This is a genomic window from Leucobacter chromiiresistens (assembly GCF_900102345.1).
Taxonomy (GTDB): Bacteria; Actinomycetota; Actinomycetes; order Actinomycetales; family Microbacteriaceae; genus Leucobacter; species Leucobacter chromiiresistens.
In genome coordinates this window covers 1,249,031-1,266,379 of record NZ_FNKB01000001.1, presented here as the reverse complement: position 1 = coordinate 1,266,379, position 17,349 = coordinate 1,249,031, and the positions used below count along the sequence as shown (strand labels likewise).

General features: G+C 69.8%; 11 protein-coding genes and 1 other RNA gene. 2 read left to right on the top strand and 10 right to left on the bottom strand.

Annotated elements, in window-relative coordinates; translation table 11 throughout:
• Positions 1-131 precede the first annotated feature (131 nt).
• Both BLT44_RS05860 and BLT44_RS05855 read left to right on the top strand, forming a co-directional pair.
• On the top strand, positions 132-2,798 hold the full coding sequence (locus BLT44_RS05860; RefSeq protein ID WP_010154984.1) for a transglycosylase domain-containing protein: 2,667 nt from the start codon (positions 132-134) through the stop codon (positions 2,796-2,798).
• 2 nt (positions 2,799-2,800) lie between these two features.
• Positions 2,801-3,823, top strand: a complete 1,023-nt coding sequence (locus BLT44_RS05855; protein WP_010154985.1) for a metallophosphoesterase — start codon at positions 2,801-2,803, stop codon at positions 3,821-3,823.
• A gap of 98 nt (positions 3,824-3,921) precedes the next feature.
• Here BLT44_RS05855 and BLT44_RS05850 read toward each other — a convergent pair whose 3' ends face one another.
• The 10 genes from BLT44_RS05850 to rplJ form a co-directional block, all read right to left on the bottom strand.
• The gene (locus BLT44_RS05850) at positions 3,922-4,980 is read right to left on the bottom strand and encodes an aspartate-semialdehyde dehydrogenase (RefSeq protein ID WP_010154986.1); all 1,059 of its coding nucleotides are present in this window, start codon (positions 4,978-4,980) and stop codon (positions 3,922-3,924) included.
• Positions 4,981-5,018: 38 nt separating this feature from the next.
• Positions 5,019-6,296, bottom strand: coding sequence for an aspartate kinase (locus BLT44_RS05845; RefSeq protein ID WP_010154987.1), 1,278 nt, complete (start codon positions 6,294-6,296; stop codon positions 5,019-5,021).
• A gap of 71 nt (positions 6,297-6,367) precedes the next feature.
• Positions 6,368-6,964, bottom strand: coding sequence for a recombination mediator RecR (gene recR / locus BLT44_RS05840; RefSeq protein WP_010154988.1), 597 nt, complete (start codon positions 6,962-6,964; stop codon positions 6,368-6,370).
• A gap of 75 nt (positions 6,965-7,039) precedes the next feature.
• On the bottom strand, positions 7,040-10,084 hold the full coding sequence (locus BLT44_RS05835; protein ID WP_083351972.1) for a DNA polymerase III subunit gamma and tau: 3,045 nt from the start codon (positions 10,082-10,084) through the stop codon (positions 7,040-7,042).
• Between the two features lie 46 nt (positions 10,085-10,130).
• Positions 10,131-11,603: a phytoene desaturase family protein gene (locus BLT44_RS05830; RefSeq protein ID WP_029608046.1), complete on the bottom strand. Its 1,473-nt coding sequence runs from the start codon at positions 11,601-11,603 to the stop codon at positions 10,131-10,133.
• Between the two features lie 62 nt (positions 11,604-11,665).
• Positions 11,666-11,762, bottom strand: an RNA gene (ffs, locus tag BLT44_RS05825) — signal recognition particle sRNA small type.
• Between the two features lie 127 nt (positions 11,763-11,889).
• Entirely contained in the window at positions 11,890-13,941 is a 2,052-nt protein-coding gene (locus BLT44_RS05820) for an ABC transporter ATP-binding protein (RefSeq protein WP_010154994.1), read from the bottom strand.
• Positions 13,941-15,677, bottom strand: coding sequence for an ABC transporter ATP-binding protein (locus BLT44_RS05815; RefSeq protein WP_010154995.1), 1,737 nt, complete (start codon positions 15,675-15,677; stop codon positions 13,941-13,943). Before BLT44_RS05815 ends, BLT44_RS05820 begins: the two co-directional genes overlap by 1 nt.
• 196 nt (positions 15,678-15,873) lie before the next feature.
• Positions 15,874-16,251 carry a 50S ribosomal protein L7/L12 gene (rplL, locus tag BLT44_RS05810; protein ID WP_010154996.1) on the bottom strand — a complete coding sequence of 126 codons (378 nt, stop codon included), beginning with the start codon at positions 16,249-16,251 and terminating at the stop codon, positions 15,874-15,876.
• 77 nt (positions 16,252-16,328) lie between these two features.
• Positions 16,329-16,838, bottom strand: coding sequence for a 50S ribosomal protein L10 (gene rplJ, locus BLT44_RS05805; RefSeq protein WP_010154997.1), 510 nt, complete (start codon positions 16,836-16,838; stop codon positions 16,329-16,331).
• Positions 16,839-17,349: the final 511 nt, after the last annotated feature.

The window sequence follows — 17,349 nt, the reverse complement described above, 5'->3', positions numbered from 1 at the left end:
CCCTCGGTTGACGTTCTTTCACGCGTGCCGACGATCGGCGTCGTCGCAGCGCGGACGGGCGCGTTGCTGTTTTGTCAGCAACGTCGCTTACCCTTGATTCTATGACCCGTCAGACATCTCAGTCTTCGCGCGTGCGCTCGCAGAAACCGCGCACCGCAGGAGGGGCCCTCGCGGGGCTCCTCGGCGCGCTCGCCATGAGCGTGATCGCCGGCGTGCTCCTCACCGCAGCGGTGACCCCGGTCGTGGCCCTGAGCGGCACCGCCACGAAATCGGCGGTCGGCATCTTCGAGAGCCTCCCCGACCATCTCGATCCCGGCAAGCTCGCGGAGCCGTCGTCGATCTACGCGACGGCCAACGACGGCAAGCAGATCGAGATCGCCACGTTCTACGATCAGGATCGCGAGACGCTGAGCTGGGATCAGATTCCGCAGTTCGTCAAGGATGCGGCGGTCGCCGAGGAGGATCCGCGCTTCTACACCCACGGCGGTGTCGACGTGCTCTCGACGGCGCGAGCGGTGCTGCAGAACGCCGCGGGCCAGAACCTCTCGGGCGCCTCGACCATCACCATGCAGTACGTGCGCAACGTGCTCATCCAGGAGGCCATCGCGATCCCCGACAAGGAGGCGCAGAAGGAGGCCTATGAGGACGCGATGCGCCAGGATGTGGATCGCAAGCTCAAGGAGATGAAGTACGCGATCTCCATCGAGAAGAAGTACCCGAAGGACGAGATCCTGCTCGGGTACCTGAACATCGCGCTGTTCGGCCGCCAGATCTACGGCATCGAGTCGGCGGCGAAGTACTACTACGGCAAGACTTCGGCCGACCTGACGCTCGCGGAGTCGGCGAGCCTCGTCGCGATCGTGAACAACCCGTCGGAGCTGCAGATCGACGTCGAGGAGAACATTCCGGCGAACACCGAGCGGCGCAACAAGATTCTCGGCAGCATGCTCAACCACGGCAAGATCACGCAGGCCCAGTACGACGAGGCCTTCGCGACGCCGGTGACCCCGAACATCACGCCGCGCGTGCAGGGCTGCAACGTCGCGGAGCAGAACCACGGGCTCGGCGCGTTCTGCGACTACGTGCAGCGGTACATCAAGGCCGACCCCAACTTCGGCGACACCCCCACCGAGCGCGAGTTCAACTTCAGCCGCGGCGGGTACAAGATCTACACGACGATCGACCTCGACATGCAGGCGGCCGGCAACGAGGCGACCCGCAACACGGTGCCCGCGCTCATGGAGGGCATCAAGGTCGGCTCGGCGTCGAGCAGCGTGGAGGTGGGCACCGGCAAGGTGCGCGCCATGGTGCAGAACCGGCCGTTCAACAACGCCGAGTCGTTCTTGAAGGAGCACCCCGAGTACACCACCGTGAACTACAACACGGATGAGGAGCTCGGCGGCTCGAGCGGCTTCCAGGTCGGCTCGACGTTCAAGCCGATCACCCTCGCCGAGTGGATCCGCACCGGCCATTCGGTGCGCGACATCGTCAATGTGAACAGCCGCAAGGGCGTGCCCCTGCAGTCGTTCCAGGCGAGCTGCATGCCCGACGGCGTGTACAGCTACGGCACGTTCGACTTCTCGAACGACAACGAGGGCATCAAGGGCAATCAGTCGGTGCTGACGACGATCGCGAACTCCATCAACGGCGGTATCGTCTCGATGCAGCAGAAGATGGATCTGTGCGGCACCTTCGAGACGGCCCGCGCGCTCGGCATCCACCGCGCCTCCGACCTGCCCGTGTGGTCGCAGGAGGAGATCGATCAGGGGATGGTCGCGCCGGATCAGCTCGGCAAGACGAAGGTGCCCACGCTCACCAACAGCCCGCGCGACCTCTCGATGGTGCCCTCGAACACGTACGGCGGCGTCGACGAGATCGCCCCCATCACGATGGCCGCGGCGTACGGCGCGTTCGCCGGCGACGGCACCGTCTGCACGCCCGTGCCGATCGAGTCGATCGTCGACGACGCGGGCAATCAGGTGCCCTTCACGAAGAGCGAGTGCTCGCAGGCCATCGCGCCCGAAGTAGCCGCCGGTGTCGCCTTCGCGCTCGAGAACGCGGTGACCCGCGGGCTCGCGGACCACGCGCTGTCGTCGACCGGTGTGCCGCACCTCGCGAAGACGGGCACCACCGATGACGTCATCGACAACTGGACCGTCGGGGCGAGCACGAAGGTCGCGACCGCGACCTGGGTGGGCAACGCCGACCCGTACTGCTCCGACCCCAACAATCCCGACAGCTGCTCCCGCGTATCGACGATGGGCTTCGGCAACCTGATGTACGCCGATCAGACGATCTGGCCCGCCATCATGAACACCGCCGATGCGAAGTACGGCGGGGATCCGTTCCCCCAGCCCGACGAGGCCGCGATCCGCCAGACGATGGTCACGGTGCCCGATGTGAAGGGCAAGACGTTCGAGGAGGCGACGGGAATGCTGACGCAGCTCGGCTTCTCGGTGAGCGACGGCGGAGAGGTCGACTCCAGCGAGTCCGAGGGCCGTGCGGCCCGCACCGACCCGGAGGCGGGCGCATCGGCCGGTCTCGGCGCCGGCGTGACGCTCTACCGCAGCAACGGCAAGGCCTCGAAGATTCCCGACGGACTCGTCGGCCAGACGGGCAACAACGCGAAGTCGGCGTTGAACGGCGCCGGGTTCGGCAGCGTGGAGTTCGCCTGCGGCACGGGCAGCAGCTCGAACCCCAAGTCGAACAAGGTGGTGTCGGTGAGCCCCGACAGCGGCAGCGAGGCGAACCGCAGCGACACCGTCACACTCACCCTCGCCTGCAGCAAGAAGGATTGAGCTTGGCACTGCATCCCGCACGCTCGACGGCGGCCGTTCTCGGAGCGGCCGCCGTCGGCGTACTGACCTGGTCCACGCTGATCGAACGCCGGCTGTTCACGCTGCGCCGGCACACGCTGCCGGTGCTGCCGGAGTCGCGCACGCCGGTTCGGGTGCTGCAGCTCTCGGATCTGCACCTCGCCCCCTGGCAGGCGCAGAAGGTCGACTGGGTGCGCTCCCTGGCGGAGCTCCGCCCCGACCTCGTGGTGCTGACGGGCGACCTCATGGGGCACCGCGAGGCCCTTCCGGCACTGCTGCACGCGCTGCGCCCCGTCGTGGAGGGCACGCCGACCGTGTTCGTGCACGGGTCGAACGACTACTACGGCCCGCTGTTCAAGAACCCGCTCAAGTACCTCGTCGAGTCGAGCCGGCGCAGCACTCGCACCCCCGATCTCGACAACGCCGCGATCACGCGCGGGCTCACCGACCTGGGCGCCATCGATCTCAACAACAGCGCGGCGCAGCTCACGATCCGAGGCACGCGCTTCGAGTGCATCGGCCTGAACGACCCGCACATCGGGTACGACGACGCCGACCGCATGCGCGCCGCGGCGGCCCGCACGTTCTCGGAGGCACCCGCGAAGGCGGGCGGCGCAATGGACGGCGCGGCCGTCGACTCTGCGGCCGTCGACGCTGCAGCCGTCGACGCTGCAGCCGCCGATGCTGCATCCGCCGAGTCTGCGCCCGTGCGCCTCGGAGTGGTGCACGCGCCCTACCAGGAGGCCCTGGGAGCGCTACTGACGGCCGGATCCGACGTGATGCTCGCCGGGCACACCCACGGCGGCCAGGTGCGCGTGCCGGGCGTCGGAGCGCTCACGGCGAACTGCGACCTTCCGACGGAGCAGGCGCGCGGCCTGAGCGTCTGGTTCGATGCGCACCGCGCCGCTTTCCTGAACGTGAGCGCGGGTCTCGGCAACTCGATCTACGCGCCGGTGCGGTTCGCCTGCCGACCGGAGGCGTCGCTGCTCACCCTCGAATCGGCGTAGCGCGCGCTCGCACGGGAGACGCGCGAACGGCCCCGGGATTCGGTATCACCGATTCCCGGGGCCGTTCGCCGTTGCGCCCGCGACAGGCGTGCGCGCGGTCAGACCGTGCGCTGCTGAGCGACGAGCTCCGCGATCTGCACCGCGTTCAGGGCGGCGCCCTTGCGCAGGTTGTCGTTCGAGATGAAGAGCGTCAGGCCGCGGCCCTCGGGGGCCGACTGGTCGGCGCGGATGCGCCCCACGAGCGACGGATCCTTGCCGGCGGCCTCGAGCGGGGTGGGCACGTCGCTGAGTTCGACGCCCGGAGCGGCCCCGAGCACCTCGCGTGCGCGATCCGGCGAGATCTGCCGCTCGAATTCTGCGCTGATCGACAGGGAGTGACCGGTGAACACGGGCACGCGCACGCAGGTGCCCCCGACCCGGAGGTCGGGGAGCTCGAGGATCTTGCGGCTCTCGTTGCGGAGCTTCTTCTCCTCGTCGGTCTCGCCCTCCCCGTCGTCGACGATGGACCCGGCGAGCGGGAGCACGTTGAAGGCGATCGTCTTCGTGTAGACCTCGGGTGCCGGGAAGTCGACGGCCGAGCCGTCGTGCACGAGCTGCTCGAGGTTGCCCGACCGCACCGCGGCCTCCGCCTGACCGGCGAGCTCTCGCGCGCCGACGAGCCCCGAGCCCGAGACGGCCTGGAAGGTCGTGACGATGAGACGCTCGAGGCCCGCCTCGGCGTCGAGCGCCTTCATGACGGGCATCGCCGCCATCGTGGTGCAGTTCGGGTTCGCGATGATGCCCTTGCGCGCCTCGGCGATCGCGTGGGGGTTCACCTCGCTCACCACCAACGGCACATCGGGGTCGAGCCGCCAGGCGCTCGAGTTGTCGATGACGATCGCGCCGGCGGCCGCGAACTCGGGCGAGTACTGCTTCGAGGCGGCTCCGCCCGCCGAGAAGAGCGCGATGTCGATTCCGCTCTTGTCGGCGGTCGCCACGTCTTCCACGACGATGTCCTCACCGCGGAAGGCGAGCGTGGATCCGGCCGAGCGGGCGCTCGAGAAGAATCGGATGCTCGCGATCGGGAAGTCGCGCTCTTCGAGCAAGCGGCGCATCACCGCGCCCACCTGACCGGTCGCGCCGACGACGGCGACCGAGAGACCCTGCTGTGCAGCCATGTGTTTCGAAATCCTGTTCTGTGTCTCGCTGAGGGGGGTTACCGGCCGGTGCCGGCGTACACCGTCGCTTCGGTCTCCGCATCGAGCCCGAATGCGGTGTGGAGCACGCGGACCGCCTTGTCGAGGAGGTCGGCACGGGTGACGACCGAGATGCGGATCTCGGAGGTGGAGATCATCTCGATGTTGATGTCGGCCTCGTAGAGCGCGCGGAAGAGCTGCGCCGACACTCCGGTGCTCGTGCGCATTCCGGCGCCGACGACCGCGAGCTTCGCGATCTGATCGTCGTACTGGAGGCTCTCGAAGCCGAGCTGCTCGCGCTCCGCCTCGAGCGCTTCGATCACCTTGCGGCCGTCGCCGAGCGGCACGGTGAAGGAGATGTCGGTGCGGTTCGTCTGCGCAGCGGAGACGTTCTGCACGATCATGTCGATGTTGGCGTGGGTCTTCGCGACGATCTCGAAGATCTGAGCGGCCTTGCCCGGGATGTCGGGAACGCCGCCGACGGTGACCTTCGCCTCGCTCTTCTCTGCGGCGATTCCAGTGATGATCGGCTCTTCCACCTGATCTCCCTTCGGATGCCCCTTTGCGGGGTCGTAGACGATGGTGCCCGGCTCATCGGAGAACGAGGAGCGGACGTGCAGCACGACCCCGTGGCGGCGGGCGTACTCGACGGCGCGCAGGTGCAGCACCTTGGCGCCGGAGGCCGCGAGTTCGAGCATCTCCTCCGCGGTGATCGCGTCGATCTTGCGCGCGAGCGGCACCACGCGGGGGTCGGTCGTGAAGATGCCGTCGACGTCGGTGTAGATCTCGCACACGTCTGCCCCGAGGGCGGCGGCGAGTGCGACGGCGGTCGTGTCGGATCCGCCGCGGCCCAGCGTGGTGATGTCGCGCGAATCGCGGCTGAAGCCCTGGAAGCCGGCGACGATGGCCACCGCCCCCTGGTCGAGCGCCTCGCGCACCCGGCCGGGAGTGACGTCGACGATCTTCGCCGATCCGTGCTCGGCCGTGGTGATCATGCCGGCCTGGCTGCCGGTGAAGGAGAGCGCTTCGATGCCCATCCCCTTGATCGTCATGGCGAGCAGCGCCATGGAGATGCGCTCGCCCGCGGTGAGCAGCATGTCGAGTTCTCGGGGCGCCGGGATCGGCGTGCACGCGTCGGCGAGTTCGAGCAGTTCGTCGGTGGTGTCTCCCATCGCGCTGACGGCGACGACGACCTCATTGCCTCCGCGGCGAGCTTCGACGATGCGCTTGGCGACGCGCTTGATGCTCTCAGCGTCGGCTACGGACGAGCCCCCGAATTTTTGCACGATCAACGCCACGCGGGTTCCTCCTGAATATCCGAGCCGAACGCTCAGTCTACCGGAACCCGTATTCGGCTGATGTCACCGGGTTACTCCACTTTACGTCGGCCCTCGAAGGCGCGGCCGAGGGTCACCTCGTCGGCGAACTCGAGGTCGCCGCCCACCGGCAGGCCCGACGCGAGTCGCGAGACCGGCACCTCGATGGCCGTCAGCAGGCGCGAGAGGTACGCGGCCGTGGCCTCCCCCTCGAGGTTGGGGTCGGTCGCGATGATCACCTCCTGCACCTGCGATTCGCCGATGCGGCGCATGAGCGCCGGGATGCTGAGATCGTCGGGCCCGATGCCGTCGATCGGGCTGATCGCCCCGCCGAGCACGTGGTAGAGCCCGCGGAACTGCCGGGTGCGCTCGATCGCGACGACGTCTTTCGGCTCCTCGACGACGCAGATGAGGCTCTCATCTCGCCGCGGGTCGCGGCAGATCGAGCAGCGCTCGTGCTCGGTGAGGTTGCCGCACACCTCGCAGAAGCGCACCTTCTCGCGCACCTCGCTCAGCAGTTCGGCGAGTTTCGACACGTCGAAGTTCTGCGTCTGCAGAATGTGGAACGCGATGCGCTGCGCCGATTTCGGGCCGATGCCCGGGAGCCGGCCGAACTCGTCGATCAGGTCTTGGACGATGCCGTCGTACACGCTAGGTCCTCCTCGGATTGACGACGTGACATGCGCCGTTCAGCACACACCTTAGTCGCGAGACTGCTGGGCCGCTCATCGCTGCGGCAGCGGCCGCTCCTCGACGAATCGCGCCCCGAGCACCTCGCGCACGACGGCCTCGCCGTACCGCGTGAACGCGGGTCGGGCCGTCTGGGGAGCTGGAGACGCGGGCGATGCCGCCGGTTCGGCGGGCTCCGGTGCCGAGATCGGTGCCGCAGGCCGGGCGGGGGCGGTCGGAGATGGGGCGGGGGCGGCCGGAGCGGGGGCGGTCGGATCGGCGGCGGTCGGATCGGGCTGAACCGAGGCCGGGCCGCCGGGAGCGCCCGCGTACGGGTCGCCCTCCCCCGCATCGTCGGGGCCGTCGCCGGGATCATCGGCGTACGGGTCTCCGAATGCCGCGGGGTCGGGGATGCGCGGCGCCGCTTCCCCCGCGCCCGTCCCGCCCGGCGCCGCCGCCGCGTCGGGGTCGGGCCCGCCCGGCGCCGCTGCGCCGTCGAGGTCGGCCCCGCTCGGCGCTGCCGCGACGTCAGGCGCCACGGCGGCGGGCGGGCTCACCTCGGGCGCCGTGCCGTCGGACTGGGTGGCGCTGCGCGCCGATTCGGATAGCCCCGGGGAGGACGCGGGAGCTGCTGCGCCGCCGCGCGTCGGTGCCGGAGCCGCATCGGGCTGGGGGTCGGCCCAGGCGGGTGCGGCGAGTGCGGGCCCGAGGCCGCTCAGGCGTGCCGCTGCGCGCACCATCGGATCGTCGGCGTCTGGTGCGGCCTCAGCGGCGCCGGCCGCATTCGCCGGTGCGGCGGACGGGGCCGTCGGGGCTGCTGCGGCGGAGGTGCGTGCGGACCCCGCTTGATGGGGCTCCTCTGCGTCGGCGCCGGCGGAGGGTTCGCGGGCGGCCCCGTGCCCGGGTGCGGCCTCGCCTGCGGGCATGCGCTTCGGCTTGTACTTCACGCTGATGCCGACTGCGGAGAGGATGGTTTCGCGCAGCGGGCCCGCGCCGGTCGACTTGAAGGCGGCGAGATCGGACTCGGAGGAGAGCCCGATCGTGAGCACGTCGCCGTCGAGCGCGAGCGGCGCGACGACGCGCACGGCGTTCCAGGCATCGCGGTCGAGCTCGAGCAGCTCTTCGAGCAGGTCGGGCCACACCTCCATGAGGTCTTCGTACCCGCCGGCCGATGCCTCGGACTCGGCGCCGTCGCCGCCGGTCGGCTCGGCGTCGGCTGCCGGTGCGGCGTCGGACTCGGGGCCCGGTGCTCCTCCGGGGATCGGCGTCTCGGACGACCCGGAGCCGGGGGTCGCAGTGGGCGCCGCCGCTCCGCGCTCCGGCGCGGCGGAAGCCGGTGCCGAGGAAGCCGGTGCCGCGGGAGCCGGTGCCGTCGGCGTCGGGGCTTGCGGCGCAGGAGCGTCACTGCCGATGCTCTCGATCTGCGCCGAGCTCAGCACTGCCGAGATCGGCCGGCCGAACTTCGCCGCGCCCTCATTCGGGTGCGGCGCACCGCCGCCTTCGGAGGCGTGGTCGGCAGCCGGCAGAGGCGCGGGCGTGCCGGTGGGCTGCCCACCGGCAGCTGCTCCGGGGCCGGTCTGCGGCGTCGCCCCGGTATCGGCGGGCTGCGCCGCCTGCGCATCCTGGTTCAGGAACTCGCGGATCGAGGCTGCGGTCTGGGCGGCGTTCGGCGCCGACGGGCCCGTCGCGGGGGCCTGAGCCGCCGACGGCGCGGCAGTCGGCGCGGCAGACGGCGCGGTGTGCTCCGTGGCTGCGCTTCGGGCTGCAGCGAGGGCGGCGAGCGGGTCGGACTCGTGCTGCGGCGCGGGAGCCGGAGCGCCCGGGCCTGCATCGCTGGCGCCTGCGCTGCTGGCACCCGCGTTGCCGGCGCCGGTGTTCCGAACCCCCGCGTTCCGAGCACCCGGGTTGCCGGCGTCGGCGTGCACGGCGCCCGAGTTCCCGGCACCGGCCGGGGCGGCCTGCGGCACGGAGGCGGGGGCTGCGCCCGCGCCGGCGTCGGGGGCGTGCACGAGCGCGCGGGCGATCATGAGTTCGAGCTGCAGCCGAGGCGCGGTGGCGCCCGCCATCTTGTCGAGCGCCCCGCTCACCACGTCGGCGATGCGCGACAGCTCGCCCCGCCCGAAGGCGCGGGCCTGCTCGAACATGCGGCTGAGCTGATCCTGCGGCACGCCGCGGAAGATCGCGGCCGCGCCGTCCACGGTCGTCGCGTTCACCACGATGAGGTCGCGGAGGCGCTCGAGCAGATCCTCCACGAAGCGCCGCGGATCCTGCCCGGTCTGCACCACCCGGTCGGCGGCCCGGAACGCCGCTGCGGCGTCGTGCGCGCCGAGCGCCGCGACGGCGTCGTCGAGCAGCTCGGCGTGCGTGAAACCGAGCAGGCCCGCGGCGCGCTCCGCCGTGACCAGTGCGGTCTCGGACCCCGCGATGAGCTGATCGAGGATCGAGAGCGTGTCGCGCACGGAGCCGCCGCCCGCGCGGACGACGAGCGGAAGCACGCCGGGCTCGACCTGCACCCCCTCGCTGTCGCAGAGCGACTGCACGTAGTCGATGAGCGTGCCGGGCGCGATGAGGCGGAACGGATAGTGATGAGTGCGCGAGCGGATCGTGCCGATGACCTTCTCGGGCTCGGTCGTCGCGAAGACGAACTTCACGTGCGGCGGCGGTTCTTCGACGATCTTGAGGAGCGCGTTGAAGCCGCCGGGCGTCACCATGTGCGCCTCGTCGATGATGAAGATCTTGAAGCGATCGCGGGCCGGGGCGAAGACCGCGCGCTCGCGCAGGTCTCGGGCGTCGTCGACGCCGCCGTGGCTCGCCGCGTCGATCTCGACGACGTCGAGCGATCCGCCCCCGTCTCGGCTCAACTCGACGCAGCTCTCGCACACGCCGCACGGCGAATCGGTCGGCCCCTCGGCGCAGTTCAGGCACCGGGCGAGAATACGCGCCGAGGTCGTCTTGCCGCACCCGCGCGGCCCGCTGAACAGGTACGCGTGCCCGATGCGACCGGTGCGCAGGGCCGTCATCAGAGGTTCGGTGACCTGCGACTGCCCGATCATCTCGGAGAAGGCTTCTGGCCGGTATCGGCGATAGAGTGCGGCAACCACGACACCATGCTACCGGCGGCCTCCGACATTCCGGCTGGGGCCGGAGCTACCGCAGACCCAGATCCGGCTCCGGCAGCCCGTACTCGTGCCGCAGCACCGATTTCGCCGCGTACCAGCCGCTCAGTCCGTGCACTCCGGGGCCGGGCGGCGTGGACGACGACGCGAGGTAGATGCCCCGGCCGGGGGTGCGCCACGGATCCGCCGACACCGTGGGCCGTGCGATGAGCTGCGGCAGGGTGATGGCCCCCGCGCTGAAGTCTCCGCCGTGGTAATTGCGGTTGTAGCGCGACATCTCGTCGGCCGTCGTCACCCGCACGGCGCGGATCCGGTCGCGGAACCCCGGGGCGAATCGCTCGATCTGCCGGATCACCGGCTCGGCCATGTCGACCGTCGATCCGCTGGGCACATGCGTGTACGACCAGACGGCGTTGACGCCGGGCGCGTTCCGCCCGGGATCGAACTCCGCGGTCTGCGCGAGCAGCACGTACGGGCGCGCCGGGTGCCCGCCCGAGGCGACGATCCGCTCCGAGGCCGCGAGCTCGGGCCGGCTGCCGCCGACGTGCACGGTGGGCGCCTGGGAGACCCGCGGGTCGCTCCACGGAATCGGCCCGTCGAGCACGAAGTCGACCTTCGTCGCGGCGTCGCCGTACGAGAAGCGCCGCAGCGCCCGCCGGTACCGCGCCGGCAGCGCCGACCCGGCGATTCGCTCCAGCCCGCGGGCGGAGGTGTCGAAGAGGCGCACGCGGTACGCGCCGAGCTCGCGGATGTCGTCGATCGGATGCCCGGTCTCGATCCGACCCCCGTGCGCCAGCAGATCGGTGGCGAGCGCATCGGTGATGGCGCGGGATCCCCCGACCGGCACCGGCCACCCCACCGTGTGGGCGAGGGCGCCGAGCACCAGCCCCACCCCGGCGGTCGCCAGGTTCGGCAGCCGTCCGATGCTGTGCGCCGCGACGCCGGAGAGCAGAGCCGGCGCCGCCGCCTCGCGGAACCGCAGGTTCCACAGCGGCGTGCCCTGCTCGAGCGCGCGCAGCCCGGTGAGGGCGGCGGCGATCGGGGGGGCCGGCCAGCGCAGCATGCCGCCGCCCAGCGCAAAGTCGAGCACATCGGGCATGCGGGCGAGGAGCGGACGGTAGAAGCGCCCGTACGCGCTCCCGTCGCGGCCCAGCTCGGCGACGGTGCGGTCGAGGTCGTGGTAGGCGATCGCCGCGCGATCCGACCCGCCCCCGGCACGGCCGTCGAGCGGGTTCGCGAACGAGGCCTCGGGCACCACGAACTCCATGCGCCGCTCGATCTCGAACGCTCGGAAGAACCCGGTCGCCAGCGCCATCGGATGGATCGCCGAGCAGACGTCGTGCAGCACTCCCGGCTCGACGAGCTCCGTCGTGCGCGTGCCCCCGCCGATCGTCTCCGCGGCTTCGAACACCGTCACGGGAACGCCGGCGCGTGCGAGCGTGACCGCTGCGGCGAGCCCGTTCGGGCCCGCTCCGACTACGGCCGCTCCCTCAGAAGAGTGCATGCACCGATCGTACTCTCCGCCGACGGGCTCGCGCTCGATGCGCACCCGCCGCCCCGGGGGGACGAAAATACTCCCCACGCACCCGCCAGAGCCCAGGTACCCTTGCTTCGTTTCCGACCTGGGGGAGTTCCCTGAGATAGCGCCACGTGGGGAGCCAGACCAGTCTACCCGACGTTGCGCCTCGTTCGGTACGCGCCCGCGCGCCGACTCCTGCTCCCGCGCGCTGACCGTGCCCCGACCGCGCGCCGACCGGTCAGCACCCGCGAGCCGACCGGTCAGCGCTCGCTCAGCGGCCGGGCTCCTCGTGCCCGGCCGACGCGATGGATCCGGCGCCCGCGCCGGCGTCGAGCCCGGCGCTCTCCTCGGCATCCTCACCGGCGAACTGCGCCTGGTACAGCGCGTAGTACGCGCCTCGCCGCGCGAGCAGCTCCTCGTGCGATCCCTGCTCGACGATGCTGCCGCGCTCCATCATGAGGATGGTGTCGGCGTCGCGGATGGTCGACAGTCGGTGCGCGATCACGAACGAGGTGCGGTCGGCCCGCAGCGCGCGCATCGCCTGCTGCACCAGCACCTCCGTGCGGGTGTCGACCGACGAGGTGGCCTCGTCGAGGATCAGCAGCGATGGGTTCGCGATGAAGGCGCGAGCGATCGTGAGCAGCTGCCGCTCCCCCGCCGACAGCGAGGAGCCGTTCTCCGAGATGACGGTGTCGTAGCCCTCCGGCAGCTGCCGCACGAACCGATCCACCATCGTCGCCTCGGCGGCCGCGACCACCTCGTCGTCCGTCGCGTCGAGCCGGCCGTACCTGATGTTCTCGCGGATGGTGCCCTCGAAGAGCCAGGCATCCTGCAGCACCATGCCGACCTGGCTGCGCAGCTCGGCGCGCGCCAGGTGGGTGATATCGACGCCGTCGAGCAGGATGCGCCCGCGATTCAGCTCGTAAAACCGCATCACGAGGTTGACGAGCGTGGTCTTGCCCGCTCCCGTCGGCCCGACGATCGCGACGGTGTGCCCGGGGCGCGCCTCGAGCGAGAGCCCCTCGATCAGCGGCTGCGACGGCTCGTAGCTGAAGGCCACGCCCTCGAACTGCACGTGGCCGCTCGTGCGCTCGGGCAGCCGCTCCGACGCCGTGTCGGCGTCCTGCTCGTCGGCGTCGAGCAGCTCGAAGGTGCGCTCGGCCGAGGCGACGCCCGACTGCAGCATGTTCGCCATGCCGGCCATCTCGGCGATGGGCTGCGAGAACTCGCGCGAGTACTGGATGAAGGCGGTGACGTCGCCGAGGGTCATCTGGCCTCCCGTCACGCGGAGCGCGCCCACCACGGCGATGAGCACGTAGCTCAGATACTGCACGAACTGCATCGCCGGCATGATGGTGCCCGAGAGCGCCTGCGCGCGGTACGCGGCGCCGTAGAGCCCCTCGTTGCGGCGGTCGAACTCGTCGAGCATGTCGGCGTCGCGGTTGAAGATGCGCACCAGCTCGTGACCCGTGAACGACTCCTCGATGTGCCCGTTCAGGTCGCCCGTGTGCTTCCACTGGGCGACGAAGAGCTTCTGGGCGCGCACGCCGACGACGCCCGCGACGATGCCCGAGAGCGGCAGGGCGATGAGGGCGATCAGAGCGAGCTGCCAAGACACGATGAACATCATCGCCGCGATCCCGATCACCATGAGCAGCGACTGCACGAGTTGCGAGAGCGCCTGCTGCAGCGCCTGCTGAATATTGTCGACGTCGTTCGTCACGCGCGAGAGCACGTCGCCGCGCTGCCGCCCGTCGAAGTAGCTCAGCGGCAGGCGGTTGATCTTCGCCTCGATGTCGGCGCGCAGCCGGTACACGACGTTCATCACGAGCCGGTTCAAGACGAAGCCCTGCAGCCACATGAGCACCGACGCGACGAGGTACATGCCGAGCACGATGAGGATCAGCCGGCCGAGCAGCCCGAAGTCGATTCCCGCCCCCGGCACGATGTCGGCCCCGGCCAGCACTTCGGCGAACTGGTCGTTGCCCGATGCGCGGGCCGCCTCGACGGCCTGCTCGCGGGTGATGCCCTCGGGCAGCTGCTTCCCCAGGATGCCGTTGAAGATGACGTCCATCGCCTGGCCGAGGATCTTCGGCGCGATCACGGTCAGCACCACGGACCCGACCACGAGCAGCACGACGAGCGCGAACTGCCATTTGTGCGGCGCGAGCAGCCCGACGAGGCGCTTCGCCGACGGCCAGAAGTGCTTCGCCTTCTTCACGGGCTGACCGCCCGTCCAGTCGTCGTTGTCAGGCTGGTAGTCGTCGGGCAGCTCGAGGTCTTCGGCCGGCGCCGCCTCCGCCGCGGATCGCTTTCGAGCCATTACGCCGCCTCCGCCGATTCGAGTTGTGACCGCACGATCTCGCGATAGACGTCGCTGGTCTCGAGCAGTTGGGTGTGGGTGCCGCGGTCGACGATCTCGCCGGCCTCGACGACGAGGATCTGGTCGGCCTCGGTGATGGTCGAGACGCGCTGCGCCACGATGATGGTGGTCGCGCCGGCGGTCGCCTCGGGCAGCGCTGCGCGCAGCTTCGCGTCGGTCGCGACGTCGAGCGCCGAGAAGGAGTCGTCGAAGAGGTACACGCGCGGCTTGGCGACGAGCGCCCGCGCGATCGACAGGCGCTGCCGCTGACCTCCCGAAACGCTCGTGCCGCCCTGCGACACGGGCTCGTCGAGGCCGAGTTCCTTCTCGCGCACGAAGTCGGCGCCCTGCGCGATGCGCAGCGCCTCCCACAGCTCCTCGTCGCTCGCGTCGGTGCGGCCGAAGCGGAGGTTCGAGGCGATCGTGCCCGAGAAGAGGTACGGCCGCTGCGGCACGAGGCTCACGGTCTCGGCGAGCTGCGCCCGGGTGAGCGCATCGATCGAAGCCCCATCGATGGTGATCGCCCCCTCCTGGGGGTCGTAGAGCCGGAGCAGCAGGTTCAGCAGCACGGTCTTGCCGGCACCGGTGGACCCGATGATGGCCGTCGTCTTCCCGGCCTCGGCGGTGAAGCTCGCCCCCGTGATCACGGGCTTCTCGGCGCCGGGAAACCCGAAGGTGACCCCGGAGAACTCGATGCGGCCCGATGCGGGGGTGGCCACGGTCTGCTCGGCGGGGAACGAGAGCGTGGAGCGCGTGTCGAGGAGTTCGCGGATGCGCTCGGCGCAGACGACGGCGCGCGGGATCATCATCGTCATGAAGACGCCCATCATCACGGCCATCAGAATCTGCAGCAGGTACTGGAGGAAGGCGGTGAGCGATCCGACCTGCACGAGGCCGTCGTCGACGCGATGCCCGCCGAACCACAGCACGGCGGCCGTCGCAAAGTGCAGCACCATCATGATGACCGGGAACATGAGCACGAAGACGTTGCCGACCTTCACCGACACCTCAGTGATGTCGCGGTTGGCGCGCTCGTAGCGATCCGCCTCGAAGTTCTCGCGCACGAACGCGCGCACGACGCGGATGCCCATGATCTGCTCGCGGAGCACCCCGTTGATGGCATCGACCCGCGTCTGCATGGTGCGGAAGAGCGGGAGGAGGATCCACACCAGGAAGCCCACGATGACGGCGAGGATCGCCACCGATGCCCAGACGAGCCACGCCATGCCGGCGTCTTCGCGGAGCGCCATGATGATGCCGCCGACGGCCATGATGGGCGCCGTGACCATGAAGTTCAGCGTCATCAGCACGAGCATCTGAATCTGCTGCACGTCGTTCGTGCCGCGGGTGATCAGCGTGCCCGCCCCGAACTTCGTGGCCTCGAGCGTGCTCAGCGAGTCGACCTTGCGGTACACCTCGCGGCGCAGGTCACGGCCGACGCCCATCGAGGTGCGCGCGCCGAAGTACACGGCGATCACCGCGGTGGCGACCTGCCCGAGCGACACCAGCAGCATCGTGCCGCCGGTGCTCCAGATGAATCCCGTGTCGCCCTGGGCGATGCCCTGATCGATGATCTGGGCATTCAGGCTCGGCAGCCAGAGCGCTGCGATCGTCGACAGCAGTTGGAGCACGAGCACGGCGACGATGAAGGGCCAGTACTGCCTCGCATGTCGAAGCGTCAGGGCGATAAGGGCCACGGGGGATCCTTTCTGCGAGCTGCGCCGCAGTCGACGCTCGAGAGCTGGGTCGACCGGTGCGGCCGCCTCAAATTACCACTTCCGGGAAGCGAACTCCAGCGTTGCTCCCGGTAGAAACAGCAAGGGCAGGTTCACCTCTCGGTGAACCTGCCCCCGCAGGAAACGAGACTCAGCGCGTGAGCCCCATCACAGCGAATCAGACGAGCTTGACGCCCGCGCCTGCCTCTTCGAGCTTCGCCTTCGCTTCTTCAGCGGCTTCCTTCTTCGCGCCCTCGAGCACGTTCTTGGGAGCCTCCTCCACGAGCGACTTCGCCTCGCCGAGGCCCAGGCCGGTCAGCTCGCGCACGACCTTGATGACCTGGATCTTCTTGTCGCCAGCCGACTCGAGGACGACGTCGAACTCGTCCTTCTCCTCGACGGCCTCAGCAGCGGCGGCCGGAGCAGCAGCAACGGCGACCGGAGCAGCGGCGGAGACGTCGAAGGTCTCCTCGAACGCCTTGACGAACTCGGAGAGCTCGATGAGGGTGAGCTCCTTGAACTGCTCGAGCAGCTCTTCGGTGGAAAGCTTAGCCATAATGTTTCTCCTTGATGTGTGCCTGTGCGCGAAGCGCACGGGCGGGGTTGTATAACCGATCCGGCGTGAGCCGAGTCTTACGCGTCCTGCTTCTCCTGCAGCGCACCGAAGCCGCGGGCGGCCTTGGCGGGCAGGGCGGCGAACAGCTGTGCAGCACCGACCAGAGCAGCCTGCATGGCGCCTGCGGCCTTGGCCAGCAGCACCTCGCGGCTCTCGAGATCGGCAAGCTTGCCTACCTCAGCGGCGGTCATGGCGTTGCCATCGAAGTAGCCCGCCTTCACCACCAAAAGAGGGTGTGCCTTGGCGAAGTCACGCAGCGACTTTGCGACCGCGACGGTGTCACCGTGCACGAAGGCGAGAGCCGAAGGACCGGCGAGCTCGTCATCGAAAGCGGTGATCCCGGCGTTGTTGGCCGCAATCTTCGTCAGCGTGTTCTTCGCCACAGCGTACGTCGCGTGCTCGCGGATGCCGTCGCGGAGTTCCCGCAGCTCAGCAACCGAAAGTCCGCGGTACTCAGTCAGCAGAACGGCGTTCGACTCTTCAAACTTCTGCTGAAGATCGGTGACCGTAGCGTCCTTCGTAGCCATGGCGCTCCCTAACTTGTCGTACCCGCGCGGCGGTTGCCGCTCGGGGGCCGCGCCGCTCGGAGCGATTCGTTCGGGACTCCCGAAAACGAGAAAAGCTCCGGCGCGCATGCACGGAGCTTCAGAAGACCGGGATCGAGATCCCGTACTCAAGGAGTTCTGCACCTGCGCAGGTCTTCGCTTTCGCGAACGTTCCGGGATCCTCGCGGATCCTACCGGCGGTCTTGGGCCACGGGAGACTCTACCAGTTCACCTCTGGGAACGCAAAGGCGGGATCGGGGCTGCCGGCTTGCCTCCGGCAACTGCGGCTTCGCCGCGGTTGCTGCCAGACCCGACCAGCAAACCGTCAGCCCCGATCCCGCCTTCGCTTCACGTGTCAGGCAGAGATGTTCTCCTTCAACGAAAGCGATGCTCAAGCCACCGGCTTGAGCATGTAGCCCGCCACTCCTCGCTGCGCTCCGTGAGCCGCGGCGAAGCCGCGCCGCGGGCTGCGCAAGAGCGATGCTCTTGCGAT

What these genes read in the sequence shown, in the direction of transcription:
- rplL (WP_010154996.1), bottom strand. Translation starts at nt 16,251, where the DNA reads ATGGCTAAGCTTTCCACCGAAGAGCTGCTCGAGCAGTTCAAGGAGCTC.
- BLT44_RS05820 (WP_010154994.1), bottom strand. Translation starts at nt 13,941, where the DNA reads ATGGCTCGAAAGCGATCCGCGGCGGAGGCGGCGCCGGCCGAAGACCTC.
- BLT44_RS05850 (WP_010154986.1), bottom strand. Translation starts at nt 4,980, where the DNA reads ATGGCTGCACAGCAGGGTCTCTCGGTCGCCGTCGTCGGCGCGACCGGT.
- rplJ (WP_010154997.1), bottom strand. Translation starts at nt 16,838, where the DNA reads ATGGCTACGAAGGACGCTACGGTCACCGATCTTCAGCAGAAGTTTGAA.
- BLT44_RS05830 (WP_029608046.1), bottom strand. Translation starts at nt 11,603, where the DNA reads ATGCACTCTTCTGAGGGAGCGGCCGTAGTCGGAGCGGGCCCGAACGGG.